This window comes from Sorangium sp. So ce448 (assembly GCF_051520915.1).
GTDB classification, from domain to species: Bacteria; Myxococcota_A; Polyangia; order Polyangiales; family Polyangiaceae; genus Sorangium; species Sorangium cellulosum_B.
Map to the genome: position 1 here is coordinate 9,356,361 of NZ_CP150343.1, position 15,120 is coordinate 9,371,480.

At 73.2% G+C, this 15,120-nt stretch carries 12 protein-coding genes; 5 read left to right on the forward strand and 7 right to left on the reverse strand.

Translation table 11 applies throughout. The features are described from left to right. Window positions 1–16: 16 nt before the first annotated feature. Window positions 17–1,597 carry a hypothetical protein gene (locus tag WMF45_RS35505; protein WP_437709921.1) on the reverse strand — a complete coding sequence of 527 codons (1,581 nt, stop codon included), beginning with the start codon at window positions 1,595–1,597 and terminating at the stop codon, window positions 17–19. A 160-nt stretch (window positions 1,598–1,757) separates the two neighbouring features. Next, a complete protein-coding gene (locus WMF45_RS35510; protein ID WP_437709923.1) occupies window positions 1,758–3,095 on the reverse strand; it encodes a Stp1/IreP family PP2C-type Ser/Thr phosphatase in 1,338 nt (445 codons plus the stop codon). 292 nt (window positions 3,096–3,387) lie between these two features. Here WMF45_RS35510 and WMF45_RS35515 point away from each other — a divergent pair, with 292 nt between their 5' ends. Then, window positions 3,388–4,125, forward strand: a complete 738-nt coding sequence (locus WMF45_RS35515) for a hypothetical protein (protein WP_437709925.1) — start codon at window positions 3,388–3,390, stop codon at window positions 4,123–4,125. 74 nt (window positions 4,126–4,199) lie between these two features. Then, window positions 4,200–5,399 carry a tetratricopeptide repeat protein gene (locus tag WMF45_RS35520; RefSeq protein ID WP_437709927.1) on the forward strand — a complete coding sequence of 400 codons (1,200 nt, stop codon included), beginning with the start codon at window positions 4,200–4,202 and terminating at the stop codon, window positions 5,397–5,399. Here WMF45_RS35520 and radC read toward each other — a convergent pair. The 4 genes from radC to WMF45_RS35540 form a co-directional block, all read right to left on the reverse strand. Beyond that, window positions 5,396–6,175, reverse strand: a complete 780-nt coding sequence (radC, locus tag WMF45_RS35525; RefSeq protein WP_437709929.1) for a RadC family protein — start codon at window positions 6,173–6,175, stop codon at window positions 5,396–5,398. The two genes, WMF45_RS35520 and radC, sit on opposite strands and share 4 nt — an antisense overlap. Window positions 6,176–6,332: 157 nt before the next feature. After that, window positions 6,333–7,061 (reverse strand): competence/damage-inducible protein A, encoded by a 729-nt coding sequence (locus WMF45_RS35530; RefSeq protein WP_437709931.1) that lies wholly within the window; start codon window positions 7,059–7,061, stop codon window positions 6,333–6,335. 16 nt (window positions 7,062–7,077) lie between these two features. Then, a complete protein-coding gene (xseB, locus tag WMF45_RS35535) occupies window positions 7,078–7,443 on the reverse strand; it encodes an exodeoxyribonuclease VII small subunit (RefSeq protein ID WP_437709933.1) in 366 nt (121 codons plus the stop codon). A 5-nt stretch (window positions 7,444–7,448) separates the two neighbouring features. After that, window positions 7,449–9,671, reverse strand: coding sequence for a HEAT repeat domain-containing protein (locus tag WMF45_RS35540; RefSeq protein WP_437709935.1), 2,223 nt, complete (start codon window positions 9,669–9,671; stop codon window positions 7,449–7,451). A gap of 153 nt (window positions 9,672–9,824) precedes the next feature. Here WMF45_RS35540 and WMF45_RS35545 point away from each other — a divergent pair, with 153 nt between their 5' ends. From WMF45_RS35545 to WMF45_RS35555, 3 genes are all read left to right on the forward strand, one after another. After that, complete coding sequence (locus WMF45_RS35545) at window positions 9,825–11,717, forward strand: radical SAM protein (protein ID WP_437709937.1); 1,893 nt, start codon at window positions 9,825–9,827, stop codon at window positions 11,715–11,717. 235 nt (window positions 11,718–11,952) lie between these two features. Beyond that, window positions 11,953–13,722, forward strand: a complete 1,770-nt coding sequence (locus WMF45_RS35550; protein ID WP_437709939.1) for a protein kinase domain-containing protein — start codon at window positions 11,953–11,955, stop codon at window positions 13,720–13,722. A 380-nt stretch (window positions 13,723–14,102) separates the two neighbouring features. Next, window positions 14,103–14,423, forward strand: a complete 321-nt coding sequence (locus WMF45_RS35555) for a hypothetical protein (RefSeq protein WP_437709941.1) — start codon at window positions 14,103–14,105, stop codon at window positions 14,421–14,423. On the opposite strand, the gene WMF45_RS35560 is transcribed toward WMF45_RS35555, so the two are convergent. Next, window positions 14,390–14,860: a GNAT family N-acetyltransferase gene (locus tag WMF45_RS35560; RefSeq protein WP_437555546.1), complete on the reverse strand. Its 471-nt coding sequence runs from the start codon at window positions 14,858–14,860 to the stop codon at window positions 14,390–14,392. The genes WMF45_RS35555 and WMF45_RS35560 overlap by 34 nt on opposite strands. Between the last annotated feature and the right edge of the window lie 260 nt (window positions 14,861–15,120).

The following is a 15,120-nucleotide window of genomic DNA, read 5'->3' on the forward strand; positions in this document are numbered from 1 at the left end:
CCGCTCGGGGCGTCGATCAGAACATGAACGTGCCGCTCGCGAAGAGGTCGAACGTGTTGCTGTCGTTGACGTAGAAGCGGCGGCCGACCGCGTTGATGGTCGGGCGGTAGTTGGGGTTCGGGCTGCCGGTGACGGTGAGGCGCCCGTCCGCGTCCTGCCGGCGGCAAGGCCCTGCCGCCCCGAGGCTGTCCTTGAACTGGGAGTTGCACGGCTGGTCGCCGCCGATGCCGTGCCCCCCGTCGTGGCGGAAGCCCGCGCCGATCTGGAACTTCACGAGCTCGGCCGCCCGCCACGTCACGCTCGCCGAGGCGCGGTACGAGCCGTACGGCTGCACGTCGCTGAGCCCCGTGAAGTACGTCCGCTGCGAGCCCTCGTCGACGATCGACGGCGAGCAGGCCCTCGCGTCGCCCGTCCTGCACAGGTCCGGGTCGTACGCGTCGTTGTCGCGGAACGCCGCCCACTGCGGCTGGCGCAGCGAGCTCGCGTCGCTCGAGCCCAGCGCGTCGAACAGCTCCGAGTAGTCGCGCCCCTCGGAGTGGTACTCGCCCGTGAAGCGCAGATCGAGCGTGAGCCCGGTGTACTTCTCGCGGTTCTCCCAGGGGACGATCATCACGCCGAGCATCACGCTGCCGACGAGCGGCGGGTGGTTCACCAGCGACGTCTTCAGGTCGGTGAGGCCGTAGTCGCTCGACTCCTGCTGGAACTCGAACAGCGCCTTGAACCCGCCGTACGGCTCGACGTACTTGATCCGCTTCGACAGGTACGTGTGGACCTCGAGGCCGATGGTGCCGCGCGACACGCCGGGGTCGCGCTGGGCGACCCGCTGCCCCTCGAACTCGCTGTCGCTGCTGTTGTTCCGGTTGACGTCCGTCGGATCGGCGCACTTCACCTGGCCGCTCTTCGGCGACTCGGTGCAGGCGTGCATCGGCTCGCTCACGGGGAAGCGCCCCTCGACCCCGAACAGCCAGGTCGGCTTCGTCCGGTCGCGCGCCTGGTTCATGATGTTCACGTCGAGGCCGACGGCGAGGTACTCGATGCCGCTCCGGTTCGGCGACGTGAAGGGCAACTGGAACAGCTGCTCCCCGGGGGCCCCCGCGAGCGCGACGGCCTGCGCCTCCGCCCCGGCGCTGCCGTTGAGATCGGTGAGCTCGCGCGCGTGGTTCAGGATGAGCGGCATCCTGAGGTAGAGCGCCAGGTCCCGGTAGAGGCCGACGTCGAGGCGCAAGTTGAGCTTCGAGGTCGCCTCGTTGTAGGTCGCCACGTTGAGCAGGTTCGACGTGTAGCCGCCCGACGACAGCCCCGGCCCGGCGATGCTCGTCTCGCGCCGGATCTTCGCGCTCTTCGTCGCGTACTCGAAGCCGAAGCTGAAGTTCAGATCAAAGGTGTCGCCTTCGTCGAAGGCGTCGACGACGCTCGTGACCTCGCCGGTCTCCATCATGAGCCGCGGCTCGGTGGCGCTCCGCGGCTCGTCGGCGGCCGCGGGGGACGCCGCGAGGAGAGCCGCCGCTAGGGCCGCGAGCGACGCGAACGCCGAGCCCCCAGCCACATTGATGGCGACGCGAGCGAGATGGCCTTCGCAGTACCTTCTGCCGTGCATGCTCATGGTTATCCGTCGGACGGACGCTACCGGCCGGGGCAGGAGGGTGTCAATCCGCGAATCGCTCGCCCGGCTCGCGCGGTCCCGCCCCGCCGCTCCCGCCGCAGCAATCCGCTCCGTTCTGCTCCGTTCCGCGCGGCCCTGGCCGCGGGGGCGCCGCTCAGCGCGCCAGGGAGCGCTCCTCGGAGGCGAACGGGCTCTTCCCCTCCTCGCTGTCGGGGAAGATCTCGCTCGTGATGTCCTCCGCGGCGAGCTCCTCGCGGGCGGTGCTCAGGTCGCGCGACGTCTGGTCGAGCCGGTCGGCGAGCACCCCCAGGAACTGCCAGAGCAGCTTCACGGCGAGCTCGTGCTCCTTGCGGAGGATCTCGAAGAAATCGGCGCGCCGGACGGCGATGAGCTCGCTCTGCTCCACGGCCGAGACGGTGGCCGAGCGCGGCATGCTGCGGATGAGGGCCATCTCGCCGAAGTGCTCGCCCGGGCCGACCTCGCTCAGCACCGATTCGCCGCGGATGATCCGGACGAGGCCCGAGAGCACGATGAAGAGCTCGTCGCCGCGATCGCCCTCGCGCACCACGATCTGGCCGGGCTCGAACGAGAGCACCTCGGCGACCTGCATGACCCGGAGCATCTCGCGCTCCTGCAGGCGCGCGAAGAGCGGCATCTTCGCGAGCACGTCGCGCTTCAGGGCGAGCAGCCTGGCGCGGACGCTGTCGCGGTGGTCGCCCTGGCCGAGCCGGACGAGGATCGCGGTGATGTTGTCCTTGCCGCCCTTCCTGTTCGCGAGATCGATGAGGCCGTTCGCCGCGACCTCGCCGTTCTCCTCCTCGAAGAACGGCTCGAGCTCCGCGGTGTGCGCGATGTACCCGTGGAGCCCGTCCGACGCGAGGAGGAACTGGTCGCCCGGGAGCACCTCGATCGTGAGCGTGTCGACCTCGACGCGCTCGTACACGCCGACGGCGCGGGTGATCGCGTTCTTCTGCGCGACCTTCTCGATCTGATCGCGCGTGAGCTTCCCGCGCTTGATGAGCTCGTTGTAGACGGTGTGGTCCTCGGTGACCTGCTGGATGCGGCCCTCGCGGAGGAGGTAGATGCGGCTGTCGCCGACGTGCGCGATGTAGCCGTGCGAGCCGGCGATGAGGAGCGCGGAGAGCGTCGTGCCCATGCCGCGCTTCGTCGTGTCGGCCTTCGCTTCCTCGTGGATCCGGGCGCACGCGCGCTGGACGGCGTGCTCGAGCAGGCTGAGGACCTCCTTCATCGCGGCGCGCCGCACGTTGCTGCGCGCCTGGTTCTCGATGAGGTCCCGCTCCTTCTTCAGCTCCTCGTGGATGATGCGGACGGCGAGCGCGCTCGCGACCTCGCCTGCGGCGTGCCCGCCCATCCCGTCGGCGACCACGAAGAGCGCGAGCTTCTTGTCGACGAGGTAGTTGTCCTCGTTGTGGTCCCGCATGCGGCCGACGTCGGTCGCCGCATAAAACCTGATGTTTTCGGACAGGCCCATCGGTTCGGGCAGGCTAACCGAGGGCGCGGGAGGAAATCACTACCGATTGCGCCCACCGCGAACCATACGTCGGCGGACGGTGGCGGACGTCGACGGACGACCTCCTCCCGTCCATCGCGCCCTCGCCGCGCCCGGGGCGTGCTCGCTGGCGTACGGCGCGTGCGGCGCGGCGCGGCGCGGCGGCGCGAGGAGGAGCGGCGTCGGGAGGCGCTCGGGGGGCGGGTGGGGAATCGACCGCGTGGCCGCGGTTACGAGCGGCGGTACATTCGGAGCGCGTAGAATGGGGGGTTGTATGCGGCTCGTCCTCTTCGATAACACCGACGTCGGGTTGGGTAGCGCGCGGCGGGCAAACGGCGCGAAGCGTCGCGATGGCGCGGCGGCGCGCGCGCACCCAGCTGCGGCGGACTCCGCCGGTTCCGCCGAGACCGGGGACCTCGAGGTCCTGGGCGAGGCCGTGGGCGCGACGATCGGGCTCACGCCGATCTGGCGCGCCGGCGCGCTGCTGCACCGCATGACGGGCGCGGCCGACGCGTGGCAGTCCGCCGCGAGCTGGGCCGAGGCGCTCGGCTGGGCGGCGCGCGCGGCGCGGGAGCGCGGCCGGAAGATCGCGTCGCTGCAGGCCTGGGGGCACGGCGGCTGGGGGTACATGCGCATGGGCGCGACGCGGCTCGACGAGGCCGCGCTCCGGCCCGGCTCGCCGCTTGATGACGCGCTCGACGCGCTGAGGGCCGAGCTCGCGGGGCCGGACGCCCTCGTGTGGCTCCGCTGCTGCAGCGCCTTCGGCCACACCGGCCGGTCCTTCGCGCAGGCGCTCGCGAGGCGGCTCGGCTGCCGCGTCGCGGGGCATACGTACATCATCGCGTTCTACCAGAGCGGGACGCACTCGCTGCGCCCGGGCGAGACGCCGTCGTGGGATCCACACGAGGGCGTGCGCTTCGACGGCGAGGTGCCGACCGGCGCCAAGTGGTCGTCGCGCGCGGCGCCGAACACCGTCTCGTGCCTGGCGGGCGATCTCCCGCAGGGCTACTGAGGCCGGAGGCGCGGGTGAGGCCCCGCCCGCTCGGGCGCTCGACCCGCGCCGCCGCGCCGGCGTACGCTGCCGCCATGACGTCGTCCGGAGCGCAGCGAGCGCGCGCGCTCGATCTGCTGAGCCGCGGAGACATGGTGGGCGGGATCGCCGGGCTCGAGGGGCACGTCGCGGGCGCGCCGGACGACGCGGGGGCGTGGCTCGCGCTCGGGGCCGCGTACGCGGCGGAAGAGCGCTGGGCGGACGCGGCGAGGGCGCTCGCGCGTGCGGTGGAACCCGGTGGAGGGGAGGAGGAAATCGAGGCGCGCCTCGCCTACGCCCGCGCCCTGGTCCGCCTCGGCCGGCTCGACGAGGCGGCCGCGGAGCTCCGGCGGGGCGCGGCGATCGAGCCGCCCGATCCACGGGCGCTGCGCGAGCTCGGGGTCGTGCTGTACGATCTGCGGCTCTACGACGAGGCGGCGCGCTGGCTCGCGCGCGCGTGCGAGGCGGCGCCGGAGGACGCGCGCGCGGCCTTCGCGCTCGGGCTCGCGCACGAGGCGCGGCGGGAGATCGCGCCGGCCATCGCGGCCTACCGCGAGGCGGTGAGGCGCGCGCCCTCGTTCGCCGACGCCCGGCTCACGCTCGCGGACGCGCTCGCGTCGATCGGGGAGCACGCGCGAGCGCTGGGCGAGCTCGAGGCGCTGCTCGCGCGCGAGCGGAGCCACGAGCAGGCGGCGAGGAACCGCGAGGTGCTGCAGCGCGCGCTCGCCGAGATGCGCGCGCGCCGGCTGCTCGGCAAGACGGAGCGCGAGCTCGCGCGGTCGGCGCTCGTCATCGAGGCGCAGCTCAGGCGCCGCGAGGCGCGCGCGGCGCCCGCGACGGCGGAGGGCGCGGCGGCGCGGCAGATCGTCCGCTACACGGCGCCGCTCCTCGAGCTCCACGTGACCCTCGACTCCCCGAACAATGGCCCCGGGAGCGGCGCGATCGAGGCGCTGCACCTGGCGCTGACCGATCCGGACCGCGCCGCGCGCGCCGAGGATGACGTCTTCAAGGTCACGGTGATCGGCGAGGACGGCCGGCAGGCGCCGGTCAGCTACGCGACGGGCGCGTCGCTCACGCTCGTGCGCGAGGCGATCGGCTGCCCGATGACGCAGGCGAACGCGCTCTATACCTCGCTGCTGAAGGGGAGCCCCTCGGTCGACTGGGGCGGCGCGACGCTGCGGTTCGCGAGCGTGCCAGGCACCGGCGGAGCGCCCGGCGGAGAGCGGCACGGCCTCCTCGTCAGCCAGCGCGCCTAGCCTCGGCTCGGCGGGGCGGCGCCGCGCGGCGCGTCGCCGGGCGCGATCATCCCGAGATCGAGCAGCGAGGAGTAGTGCCCGTCCGGCGCGAGGATGACATGGTCGACGAGCGGCACGCCGATCACCTCGCCGGCGGCGGCGACCGCGTTGGTCATGGCCACGTCCTCGGGCGACGGCGCCGAGTCGCCGCTCGGGTGGTTGTGCACGAGCACGAGCGCCGAGGCCGCGTCCGAGAGCGCGGCGCGAAGGATGTCCCTGGCCGTGACGGAGCAGCCGTGGAGCCCGCCCTGCGCGACCCTGCGCGCTCCCCTCATCCCGTTGCGGCCGTCGAGCGAGATCACCCACATCTGCTCGTGATCGAGCGGGCCGAGCTGCGCCGCGCACCACGCCGCGATCGAGGCCGAGGTGCGGACCGGAGGCCGCGGGCGCACCGCGCGCTCGAAGGCGCGCCGCCCGAGCTCGAGCGACGCGGCGATCCGGAGCGCCTTCGCGAGCCCGAGGCCGGGGTGCTCGGCGAGCGCGTGCGGGCCGAGCCGCGCGAGCCCCTCCAGCCCGGCGAAGCGCGAGAGGAGCGCGGCGGAGACGAGCGTCACGGGGGTGCCGACCAGCCCTGTGCCGAGCACGATCGCGAGCAGGTCGGCGTCGCCCAGCGACCAGATCCCCTCCTCGAGCGCTCGCTCTCGCGGGCCGACGAAGGCGGCCAGCGCCGAGGGGTCGTCGGTGCACGTCTCGGGGAGGTGATCGGACAGCAGGGGGGCGCGCTTCCACGGGCTCATGCGCGAGCGACAAGCACGCGGCGGGCCCGCCCGCCGGCCCGGGGCGCCGCGGGGGCGCGCGCGCCGGCGAGGCGGCGGAGCGGCGGCGGAGGGTGGCGGCCGCCAGGCCCTCGCGCCGTCGCGCCCTCGCCCGGCGCGCGAACGGACAGCGCGCGCGTCACTCGACGCGGACGATCGTCTCCGCGGGGAGGCTCTCGGCGAAGGCGTCGCGCGCCGCGCGCACCCTCGCCTCGACGAGGCCGTCGAACGTGAGCTTCGTGCGGTACTCGACGCCGGACCACCTCGGATAGGAGCCGATGTCGACGTCGCGGTGGTCCTCGACCACGCGGTCGAGCATGGGCTTGAGCTGCCCCTCGTCGAGGGTCGTGAACACCGCGAGCGAGACGAACGGCGCCCCGCCGGAGAGCTCGGCCTGGATGAGCGCCTGCTTCGCCCGGAAGATCTGCGGCACGCCGGGCAGCATCCACACGTTGCGCATCACCACGCCGGGCCACGCGGCGCTGCCGCCGGTCACGAGCCGCGCGCCCTCCGGGATGCGGGCCATGAGCAGGTGCCCCTCGGTGAGCCGATCGCCGTAGTAATCGCGCAGGAGGCCCTCGATGTTGGGCGCGCTGACCACCGGCACGCCGAAGGCGCGCGCGACGCCCGCGATCGTGAGATCGTCGTGCGTCGGGCCCACGCCGCCGCTCGTGAAGACCCAGTCGTGCGACGCCGCGAGCGCCCGCACCTCGGCGGCGATCACCTCGAGCTCGTCGAGCACCATGACCGCCCGCTCCAGCTTGACGCCGAGCGCGCGCAGGGTGCCCGCGAGCACGACCAGGTTCTCGTCAGCGATCTTCCCGCTGAGCAGCTCGTTGCCGATGATCAGCGCCGCTGCGGTCCTCATGTCACCCTTCTTCCGCTCAGCTCTCGAACTCGCGCGTCACCGGGCGCCCGTCGGCGTCCATCCCGAGCAGCTCCTCGACGCGCTTCTCCGCGCGATCGAGGCGCTCCTGCGCCGACCGCGAGAGGCGGATGCCCTCCTCGAAGAGCGAGAGCGCACGCTCGAGCGGCAGATCGCCGCCCTCGAGCTCCGCGACGATCTTCGCGAGGCGGCGCGTCGACTCCTCGAACGACATCGCGCCCGCGGCCGCGTCGCCGCTCCGCGGAGCGCGGTCGGCCTCGGGCTTCGCCGGCGCCCCGGCGGCGCCGGGCTCCGCGCTCGGCTCGGCGCGTGATTCGGCGCGTGATTCCACGCCCGCGCCGCCCTCGTCCGTCGCGTTGCTCATCGTCGTCATGAGCCAGCGTCCCCCGGGGGTGCGGCCGGCGCAAGCAGGACGGCGCTCGCGCCGGGCGGCACCGCCGGCACGAGGAGCACGCCGTCGGGATCGGAGACGACAGGCACCGCCAGCCCATCCGGCCGGACGAGCCGTGCCGGACGCGAGGAAGCGCTCCCGGTCGCGCTCCGGTCGTTCGGGACGATGGCCACCCACACGACGCCCGTCGCCAGCGCGGAGCGCGGCCGATCGAGGGCCCGCGCGTCGGCGCCGGAGAGGGCGGCCCGCGCGAGCGCGCGCACTCCTTCGTCAGGATCGAGATCCCGCGCCGCGACGAGGACGCGCCTGCGCTGCACCTCGGTGCGCCGGGACAGGCCGCGGACGATCGCGCGGCGCACCGCGGGGTCGTCCTCGAAGCGGTACGCGCGGGCGAGAAGGGAGACGCTGTCCGGCATCGGGTCGCTCCCGAGGCCGAGCGCGACGTGCGCGCGCACGACGGGATCGCTCCCCTCGAGCAGCCGCTCGATCCTGCCGCGGACCACCTCGTCGTCACGGGCCGCGAGCGCGCGGGCGGCGAGCGGCGACAGCGGTCCGCCCGCCTCCGCCAGGGCGGCGAGCCGCGAGGTGGCGATCGCCCCGCCCCCGGGCTCCGCGAGCAGCGCGACGCCGGCGGAGATCGCCGCCGCGTCGGGCGCTGCGTCGCCGCTCTTCGCGGCGCCCGCGGCGCCCCCGGCGCCGGGCGGCGACGCGGCCAGCGCCGCGAAGAGCGGCGCGAGGGCGGCGAGGGCGCGCTCGCCCCGAGCGAGCGCGCCGCGCGCCGCCGCGTGGACCGCCGCGCGATCGCAGGAGGACGGGGAGCAGGCGCCGACGACATCGACCGCGTCGCGGAGGCCGAGCGCCACGGTACCGAACACCCCGACGGCGCGATCGCTCGACCCGCTCGGCGCGGCGAGCGCGGCGAGCAGCCGCTTCTCGAGCGCCTCGGGCGCGTCGCGCAGCACGAGCCCGCGGACCACCCCGGCGCGCAGGCCGAGCCTGCGGAGGTCCGCGTCCTTCGCGGCGCGCGGGCCGTCGAAGAGCTCCGCGACCGCGGCCCGCGCCTCGGCCCCCGACATCGTCGCCAGCGCGAACGCGACCGCCGTCGCGAGCTCGGGGCGCTCGCTCAGGACCCGGCGCAGCTGCCGCGCCGCCTCCGCGCCGCCCGCGCGGCCGATCGCCGCGACCGCGCGGGGCCGCGCGTCGTCCGGGAGCAGCGGGAGGGCGCGCGCGAGCGCCGGCACGAGCCGCTCCGCCGGCCCGAGCTCGGCCAGCCTGAGCCCCTCCATCCGCCCGAGCTCGGATCCGAGCAGCGCGGCCACGGCGTCCGCCGCCTCCGGCGCGCCGAGGTACACGAGGATCTCCGTCGTCGGCTCGAAGAGCCCCGGCTCTGGCTTGCGGAGCCACGCGCGGGCCTTCGCCAGCGCCGCCTCGTCGCCGAGGCGCGCGAGGGCGCGCGCCGCGGCCACCTGCGCCGCCCTGTCGCCGCCCTCGAGCATCGGCCGGAGCGCCGCGATCGCCCGGAGATCGCCGAGATCGCCGAGGAAGCTCGCGAGCGCCGGCTCGAGCCGCTTGCGGCTGCCGAGCAAGAGCTGGAGCGACGCGGGCGGGTGCGCCTTGATCGCGCGCGCGGCGGCCTCGCCCGCGGCCCCGCCCTGCACGATCGCGTTCACGAGCACGCCGAGCGCGCGCCGCTCGCCCGTGCGCGCGAGCGCGAGGGCGGCGGTGCCGCGCAGCACCTCGCCGAGCGGCGACGCGGCGCCGCGCGCGGGCGCGCCCTCCGAGAGCTCGCGCGCGAGGAGCTGGCGCACGCTGTCGCGCTGCGCGTGGGGCGCCAGCGCCCGCACCGCCGCGAGGCGCGCCCTGGGATCGCGCGCCCCCGGGGCGCCGTGCTGATCGAGCGCGGCGAGCAGCGCGCTCACCGCCTCCTCGGTGCCGATCGCCCCGAGGCGCTCGATGCCGCGGAGCCGCGCCGCCGGGTCGCTCGACGAGAGCAGCCGCTCGCCGACGGCCACGCCGAGGCTGCCGCGCAGCGGCGTCGCGCCGGCCTCGGCCCCCGCGGACGCCTTGCCGCCTTCCTCCGCGGCCTGCGGCGCCCGGGCGGTCCGCGCGACCGGCTGAGGCGCTGCCGGGCCCGCCATCGCGGTGGCCGCGAGCGCCGCGGCGAGGCCCAGGGCGCGGGGGGTTCCAGGGAGGAATCGCATTCGCTGCGCCGCACTATCCCGCGATCGACGGCCCGATGTCACGCCCCAGGCCGAGCCGTGTCAGCGCCGCGTGACAGCCTGGAATTTGATGGAAGCACGCGCTAGGTCGACCTACCGTGCAGCCGCGAAATGCGGCTGTGAGAGAGGTGACGCTTGATCGACCTGGTACGGACACTGGAAAAGGCCATCACGGTCTCCGCCGGCAAGGCATGGCCGGTCTTGCAGCGACTGAGCCGCCTCGGCGGCGAGCCCAGGCCGTTTCACCCGAAGTGGAGCGACAAGCCGATCCCGAGGGGCGGCGAGCGCACGAAGCCCCCGCTCGGCTGGCCTCGCGAGACGGACAGCCTGTGCCCGCGCTGCGTCAAGGAGGCGCGCGACGAGATCCTGAGTGGCAGGGCGGATTGGACCAAGCTCATCACGGACAAGCCCGGCGAGATCCGCGCCAGCATCGTCGCGCGCGAAGGGCGCGTGGTCATGGAGAAGACGTGCCCGAAGCACGGCTTCTTCTCGGACACGATCTCGATCGACCCGGCGTTCCTGGCCCGGATCGAGCGCCTCTTCGGCGGCCGCGACGTCGAGATGACGAAGGACAGGATCCACGACCACGGATCGAGCACCATCCGTTACGGTCGCGGCGCGGTGCTCACGGTCGACCTGACGAACCGCTGCAACATGATGTGCGACCCGTGCTTCATGGATGCCAATCAGGTCGGCTACGTGCATGAGCTCTCCTGGGAGGAGATCACGAGGATCCTGGACGACGCGGCGGCGGTGCGCCCGCGCCGCCAGATGTCGATCCAGTTCTCCGGCGGCGAGCCGACGCTGAGCCCGCACTTCCTCGATGCGATCCGGTACGCGCGCGAGAAGGGGTACTTCGCGGTCCAGTGCGCGACGAACGGGATCCGCTTCGCGGACGAGCCGGGCTTCGCCAGGAAGGCCAAGGAAGCGGGCCTCCGGATGGCGTACCTGCAGTTCGACGGGGTCACGAACGCCGCGAACGGCCACCGGAAGATCGGGAACCTCTACGACGTGAAGCTGCGGGCGATCGAGGAGCTCTCGGCCGCGGGGATCGACGTCATCCTGGTCGTGACGATCGTCAACGGGGTCAACAACGATCAGGTGGGGCCCATCATCGACTTTGCGGTCCAGAACGCCGACAAGATCACCGTCGTCAGCTTCCAGCCGGTCAGCTTCACCGGCCGCGACGAGGACATCTCCGACGAGCTGCGCGAGAAGCAGCGCTATACGCTGAGCCACCTCGCGCACGACATCGCCCGGCAGACCGGCGTGACCGACCCGCTGCGCGACTGGTTCCCCCTGTCGGCGCTCAGCCCCTTCGGCAACGTGACCGACCTCCTCGACGGCCCTGACAAGGACTGGGGGCAAATCAACTGCGGCTGCCACCCGAACTGCGGGATCGGGACCGCGCTGTTCGTCCACAAGAAGACGAAGCAGATGGTCCCGCTGCTCGACTTCATCGATGTCGAAGGGCTGCTCTCCGACCTGCGCGCGATCTTCGACACGGGGCGCGGCCGCGCCCTCACGAAGGCGCAGGTCGTCGCCGCGCTGCTGCGCCATTACCAGCCGGACAAGGCGCCGCCCGGCTTCCACCTCGCGACGCTCGTGAAGCAGTTCATGAGCCAGACGGGCGCCGCGCACGCCGGCGAGGGCGACGCCGGCGAGTACGAGTGGCGGGTCCTTTTCGTCGCGGGCATGTGGTTCCAGGACCTGTTCAATTACGACTTCCGCCGCACCGAGATGTGCATCATTCCGTACGGAACGCAGCTCGGCGAGATCAGCTTCTGTGCGTACAACACAGGGGCTGGATGGCGGAATATCCTCGAGAAGATGAAGGCCAACGCCACGGTGGCCGAGTGGTACAAGAAGCACGGTAGGCACCCTGTCTATGCGAAGAATCAGGATCTTCCTTTACCGGCCTACGACAACCCCCTAACGATCATCGAGCACGACCTTGCGTTGCGCGAGCGCGAGCAGGGCGGCACGCGCTCACGGCGGGCGGCCAGGCGGCTGCCGATCGTGAGCTGATCGCGGTCCCACGTCGCGCGGGCAGGGAAGGGAAGCGCAGCGCAGCGCGGCCCCGGATCGCCGAGAGACAGGTCACGTGAGCCGCCGGGCTCGGCGCCCCTGGGCTCGGCGATCAGTCGCAGGGCACCTCACATCGACACAGAATCCGGTTCTCCTCGCGGCCGTGTGGGAGGAGGCTCGCGTGAGCGGCGCGGGAGTCGTGGAGAACGCACCACGCATGGTGTAGTCTGGTCACGTGACCTTGCACGCGGGCCGCTATGAGAGCTTGCGCGCCATCGCGTCAGGCGGCATGGCGACGGTGTATCTCGGGCGGGCCGTGGGCGCCGGCGGGTTCGAGCGCCTCGTCGCCCTGAAGATGATGCACCCGCACATCGCGGCGGAGCCCGAGTTCGTCGCGATGTTCCTCGACGAGGCCCGCCTCGCGGCGCGGGTCCGCCACCCCAATGTCGTCGCGACGTTCGATCTCGTCGAGGACCCGCTGTTCCTCGTCATGGAGTACATCGAGGGGCCGTCGCTGCACAGCTTGCTCCGCACGTGCGCGCGGGCGAAGCGGCCCGTCCCGCTCGGGATCGTGCTCCGCATCTTCCTCGACGTGCTCGCGGGTCTCCACGCCGCGCACGAGCTCACGGGGGGCGAGGGCGAGCCGCTCAACCTCGTGCACCGCGACGTCTCGCCGCAGAACGTGCTCGTCGGCGTCGACGGCATCGCGCGCATCACCGACTTCGGCGTGGCCCGCGCCGAGACCAGGCTCATGTCGACGCGGGGCAACGCGCTCAAGGGCAAGCTCGCCTACATGGCGCCCGAGCAGATCCGGGCCGCGAACGTCGACCGTCGCAGCGACGTGTACTCGGCCGGCGTGGTGCTCTGGGAGATGCTCACGGAGGAGCGCCTGTTCAAGGCCGACAACGACGGCGCGCTGCTCGCGCAGATCCTCCAGGGCGCGCCCACGGGTCCGCGCGGGGTGGTCCCGTCGGTGCCGGCCGCGCTCGACCAGATCTGCCTGCGCGCGCTGCGCACCGACCCCGACGATCGCTTCCCGACCGCCGCGGCGTTCGCCGAGGCGCTGGAAGACGCAGCCACGCAGACGCCGGGCCTCGCTGTGTCGTCGCCCCGGGCGGTGGAGGCGCTCATCAAGGAGGTCGGTTTGCGCGGGCCGCCGGAGAGCCTCACCGCGCCGGTCAGCGCGCGGGGCGCTCCCGCCTCGGCGCCCAAGTCGGGGCGATCGCCGCTGAGCCAGCGCTCTCCGTTGAGCGATCCGCTGAGCCCGCGCTCTCCGTTGAGCGATCGTCTGCCCCTGAGCCAGCGCGCTCCTTTGACCCAGCGGAGCGTCGATGCGGCGCAGGACAGCTCGGGCGCCGAGGGCAGCGCGCCGGGGCTGGGCGCCGTCGTCTCCGAGGCCGTCTCCCGCGGCCGGCACCACATCGCGCGCCGCCGCGTGCTCGCCAGCGCCTGCGCGGTCGCGCTCGCGGTCGGGGCGGGCGCCTTTCTCGCCGTCGGCCAGCACGAGCCAGCCGCTCCCTTCACGGCGGAGAGCGCCTCTGTCTCCCGGATCTCGTCCTTCTTCCCCGCGGCCGCGGCGGCCAGCGGGCCGGTCCAGGCGGCAGCGCCCGGGCATCCCGGCGAACTGGCCGGCTCCGCGGTCCCCGGCGGCTCCGCTCAGGGCGTGATTCCCGGCGGAGCCGCCCAGAGCCCCGCCCCTGACCGGTCCACCCAGGGCTCCGCGCCCGGTGGGCCCGCGCAGATCCCTGCCCCCACCGCCAACCGCGCGACGAGCCCCGCCCCGCGGCCGAGCTCCAGAGCGACCCCGCCCGCGGCCGTCAAGCCCAGGACGAGCCGGCCCGACACGCGCACGACCAGCGGATCCACGGCCCCGACGGCGAAGCCGGCCACCCGCTCATCGACCGTTCGGAGCCCGGCGCCGAAGACCGCGCCAAAGGCGCCAGAGCCGAAGCGGAGCGCTCCGCGGACGACCTCCCGGACGCCCTTCAAGCCATCCGGCCTGTGACGCACACAGGGCTGTGACGCACGACGTCACCGCGGAGATAGCCCAAGACGGTACGTGCGCATGGATCCAGCGCGCCCCCCGGGCCGAGCCATGATCCTTTTCGCCGCCTCGTCCAACACTCCGACCATGGAGACACGTCCAATACCCCGACGACCGCGAGCACCCGCGACCTCGGCGCCGATAACGCGACGTCGGGTCGCGCTATCGCACATTGAACGCGCTGCGGCGCCGCCTACATGCTCACGGAAGACAGCAGAACGTCAGTGGTCGCCTCACGAGCGCGATAGGGGAGGTAGGCTATTCTTGTCGTGGGGCGGTAAGTGCTCGCCCAAGTGAAAGACGCGCCGCGCGTCGGACGTTACCTCGGGGGGAACCAGCTCATGCGCTCGCTTTTTGAGCAGGTCGTCGAGTGCTGTGGCCTCGCACCCGCGTTCGCCAGAAAGATCATCCAGGAGGCCTGCGAGCGGAGCGATGTGTCACCGCCCGAAGCGATGACGCCAGCCGATCTCATCCGCACGCTCCCTCACATCCGCCAGGCCCTCGGCGTCTTCCTCGATCCCGGGGAGGTGGCGCTGAAGACGGCCGCGATGCGAGCCCTCGTCAAGGGCTCCTGGCCGTCGATGGCCGCGGTCGTCGCTCCTGGTTCGAACCAGGAGAGCCGGACCTCTCAGGACGAGCCGAAGGCCAAATCGAGCTCGTAGAGCTCGTAGTGCGAACGCCGCATTCCGAGCGCGACATACGTCGACTGCGCTCGCGCGTTCGCGGTCTCCACGTACAGGCGGATACCGCATACGTCCCCCGCGTCCGCCGCCATCTCGTGGACTCGCCGATACAGCGCCCGGAAGACCCCGCTGCGCCGCTGCGCGGGGGTCACATAGACAGACTGGATCCACCAGAAAGTACCGTTTCTCCAGTCACTCCATTCGTAGGTGACCATCAGCTGCCCGGCCATCTCGGACGCGTGCTCGGCCACCAGATAGAACCCTTTGGCGGCATCCGCGATCAGCGCGGCGGCGCCGCGGAGGGTGGTGGCGGCATCCAGCACCTTGCCCTCCGTCTCGAGCGCCATCGCCCGGTTGTTCGCCGCGATCAGCGCGGCGTCGGTGGGCGCCGCCCGGCGGATCACGAGCGCTGTCACGAGGCGACCTCCCGGCGGGCGTCGCAGGGACGTTCTCCGGCCGAACGGCCGGAGAGCGCGGAAGCGCGGCATCGGATCGACATGGCCGACCCCATACCGCGGGCAGCACGGCTGCTCAATCACCACGCGCACCACGCGCACCACGCGCGGCGCCTCGATCCAGCGACGAGCGCGCGGCCGGGCCGTTGACGACCGGTCGCGAAGGCGTCGCCGCGGCGCGTTATGTTTCGAGGAGCGATCCTCGACGAGCGCGCCCGGCG

Bases quoted from the DNA above. Each gene is read 5' to 3' on its own strand.
- WMF45_RS35505 (WP_437709921.1), bottom strand. From the start codon at position 1,597: ATGCACGGCAGAAGGTACTGCGAAGGCCATCTCGCTCGCGTCGCCATC.
- WMF45_RS35510 (WP_437709923.1), bottom strand. From the start codon at position 3,095: ATGGGCCTGTCCGAAAACATCAGGTTTTATGCGGCGACCGACGTCGGC.
- WMF45_RS35515 (WP_437709925.1), top strand. From the start codon at position 3,388: ATGCGGCTCGTCCTCTTCGATAACACCGACGTCGGGTTGGGTAGCGCG.
- WMF45_RS35520 (WP_437709927.1), top strand. From the start codon at position 4,200: ATGACGTCGTCCGGAGCGCAGCGAGCGCGCGCGCTCGATCTGCTGAGC.
- radC (WP_437709929.1), bottom strand. From the start codon at position 6,175: ATGAGCCCGTGGAAGCGCGCCCCCCTGCTGTCCGATCACCTCCCCGAG.
- WMF45_RS35530 (WP_437709931.1), bottom strand. From the start codon at position 7,061: ATGAGGACCGCAGCGGCGCTGATCATCGGCAACGAGCTGCTCAGCGGG.
- xseB (WP_437709933.1), bottom strand. From the start codon at position 7,443: ATGAGCAACGCGACGGACGAGGGCGGCGCGGGCGTGGAATCACGCGCC.
- WMF45_RS35540 (WP_437709935.1), bottom strand. From the start codon at position 9,671: ATGCGATTCCTCCCTGGAACCCCCCGCGCCCTGGGCCTCGCCGCGGCG.
- WMF45_RS35555 (WP_437709941.1), top strand. From the start codon at position 14,103: ATGCGCTCGCTTTTTGAGCAGGTCGTCGAGTGCTGTGGCCTCGCACCC.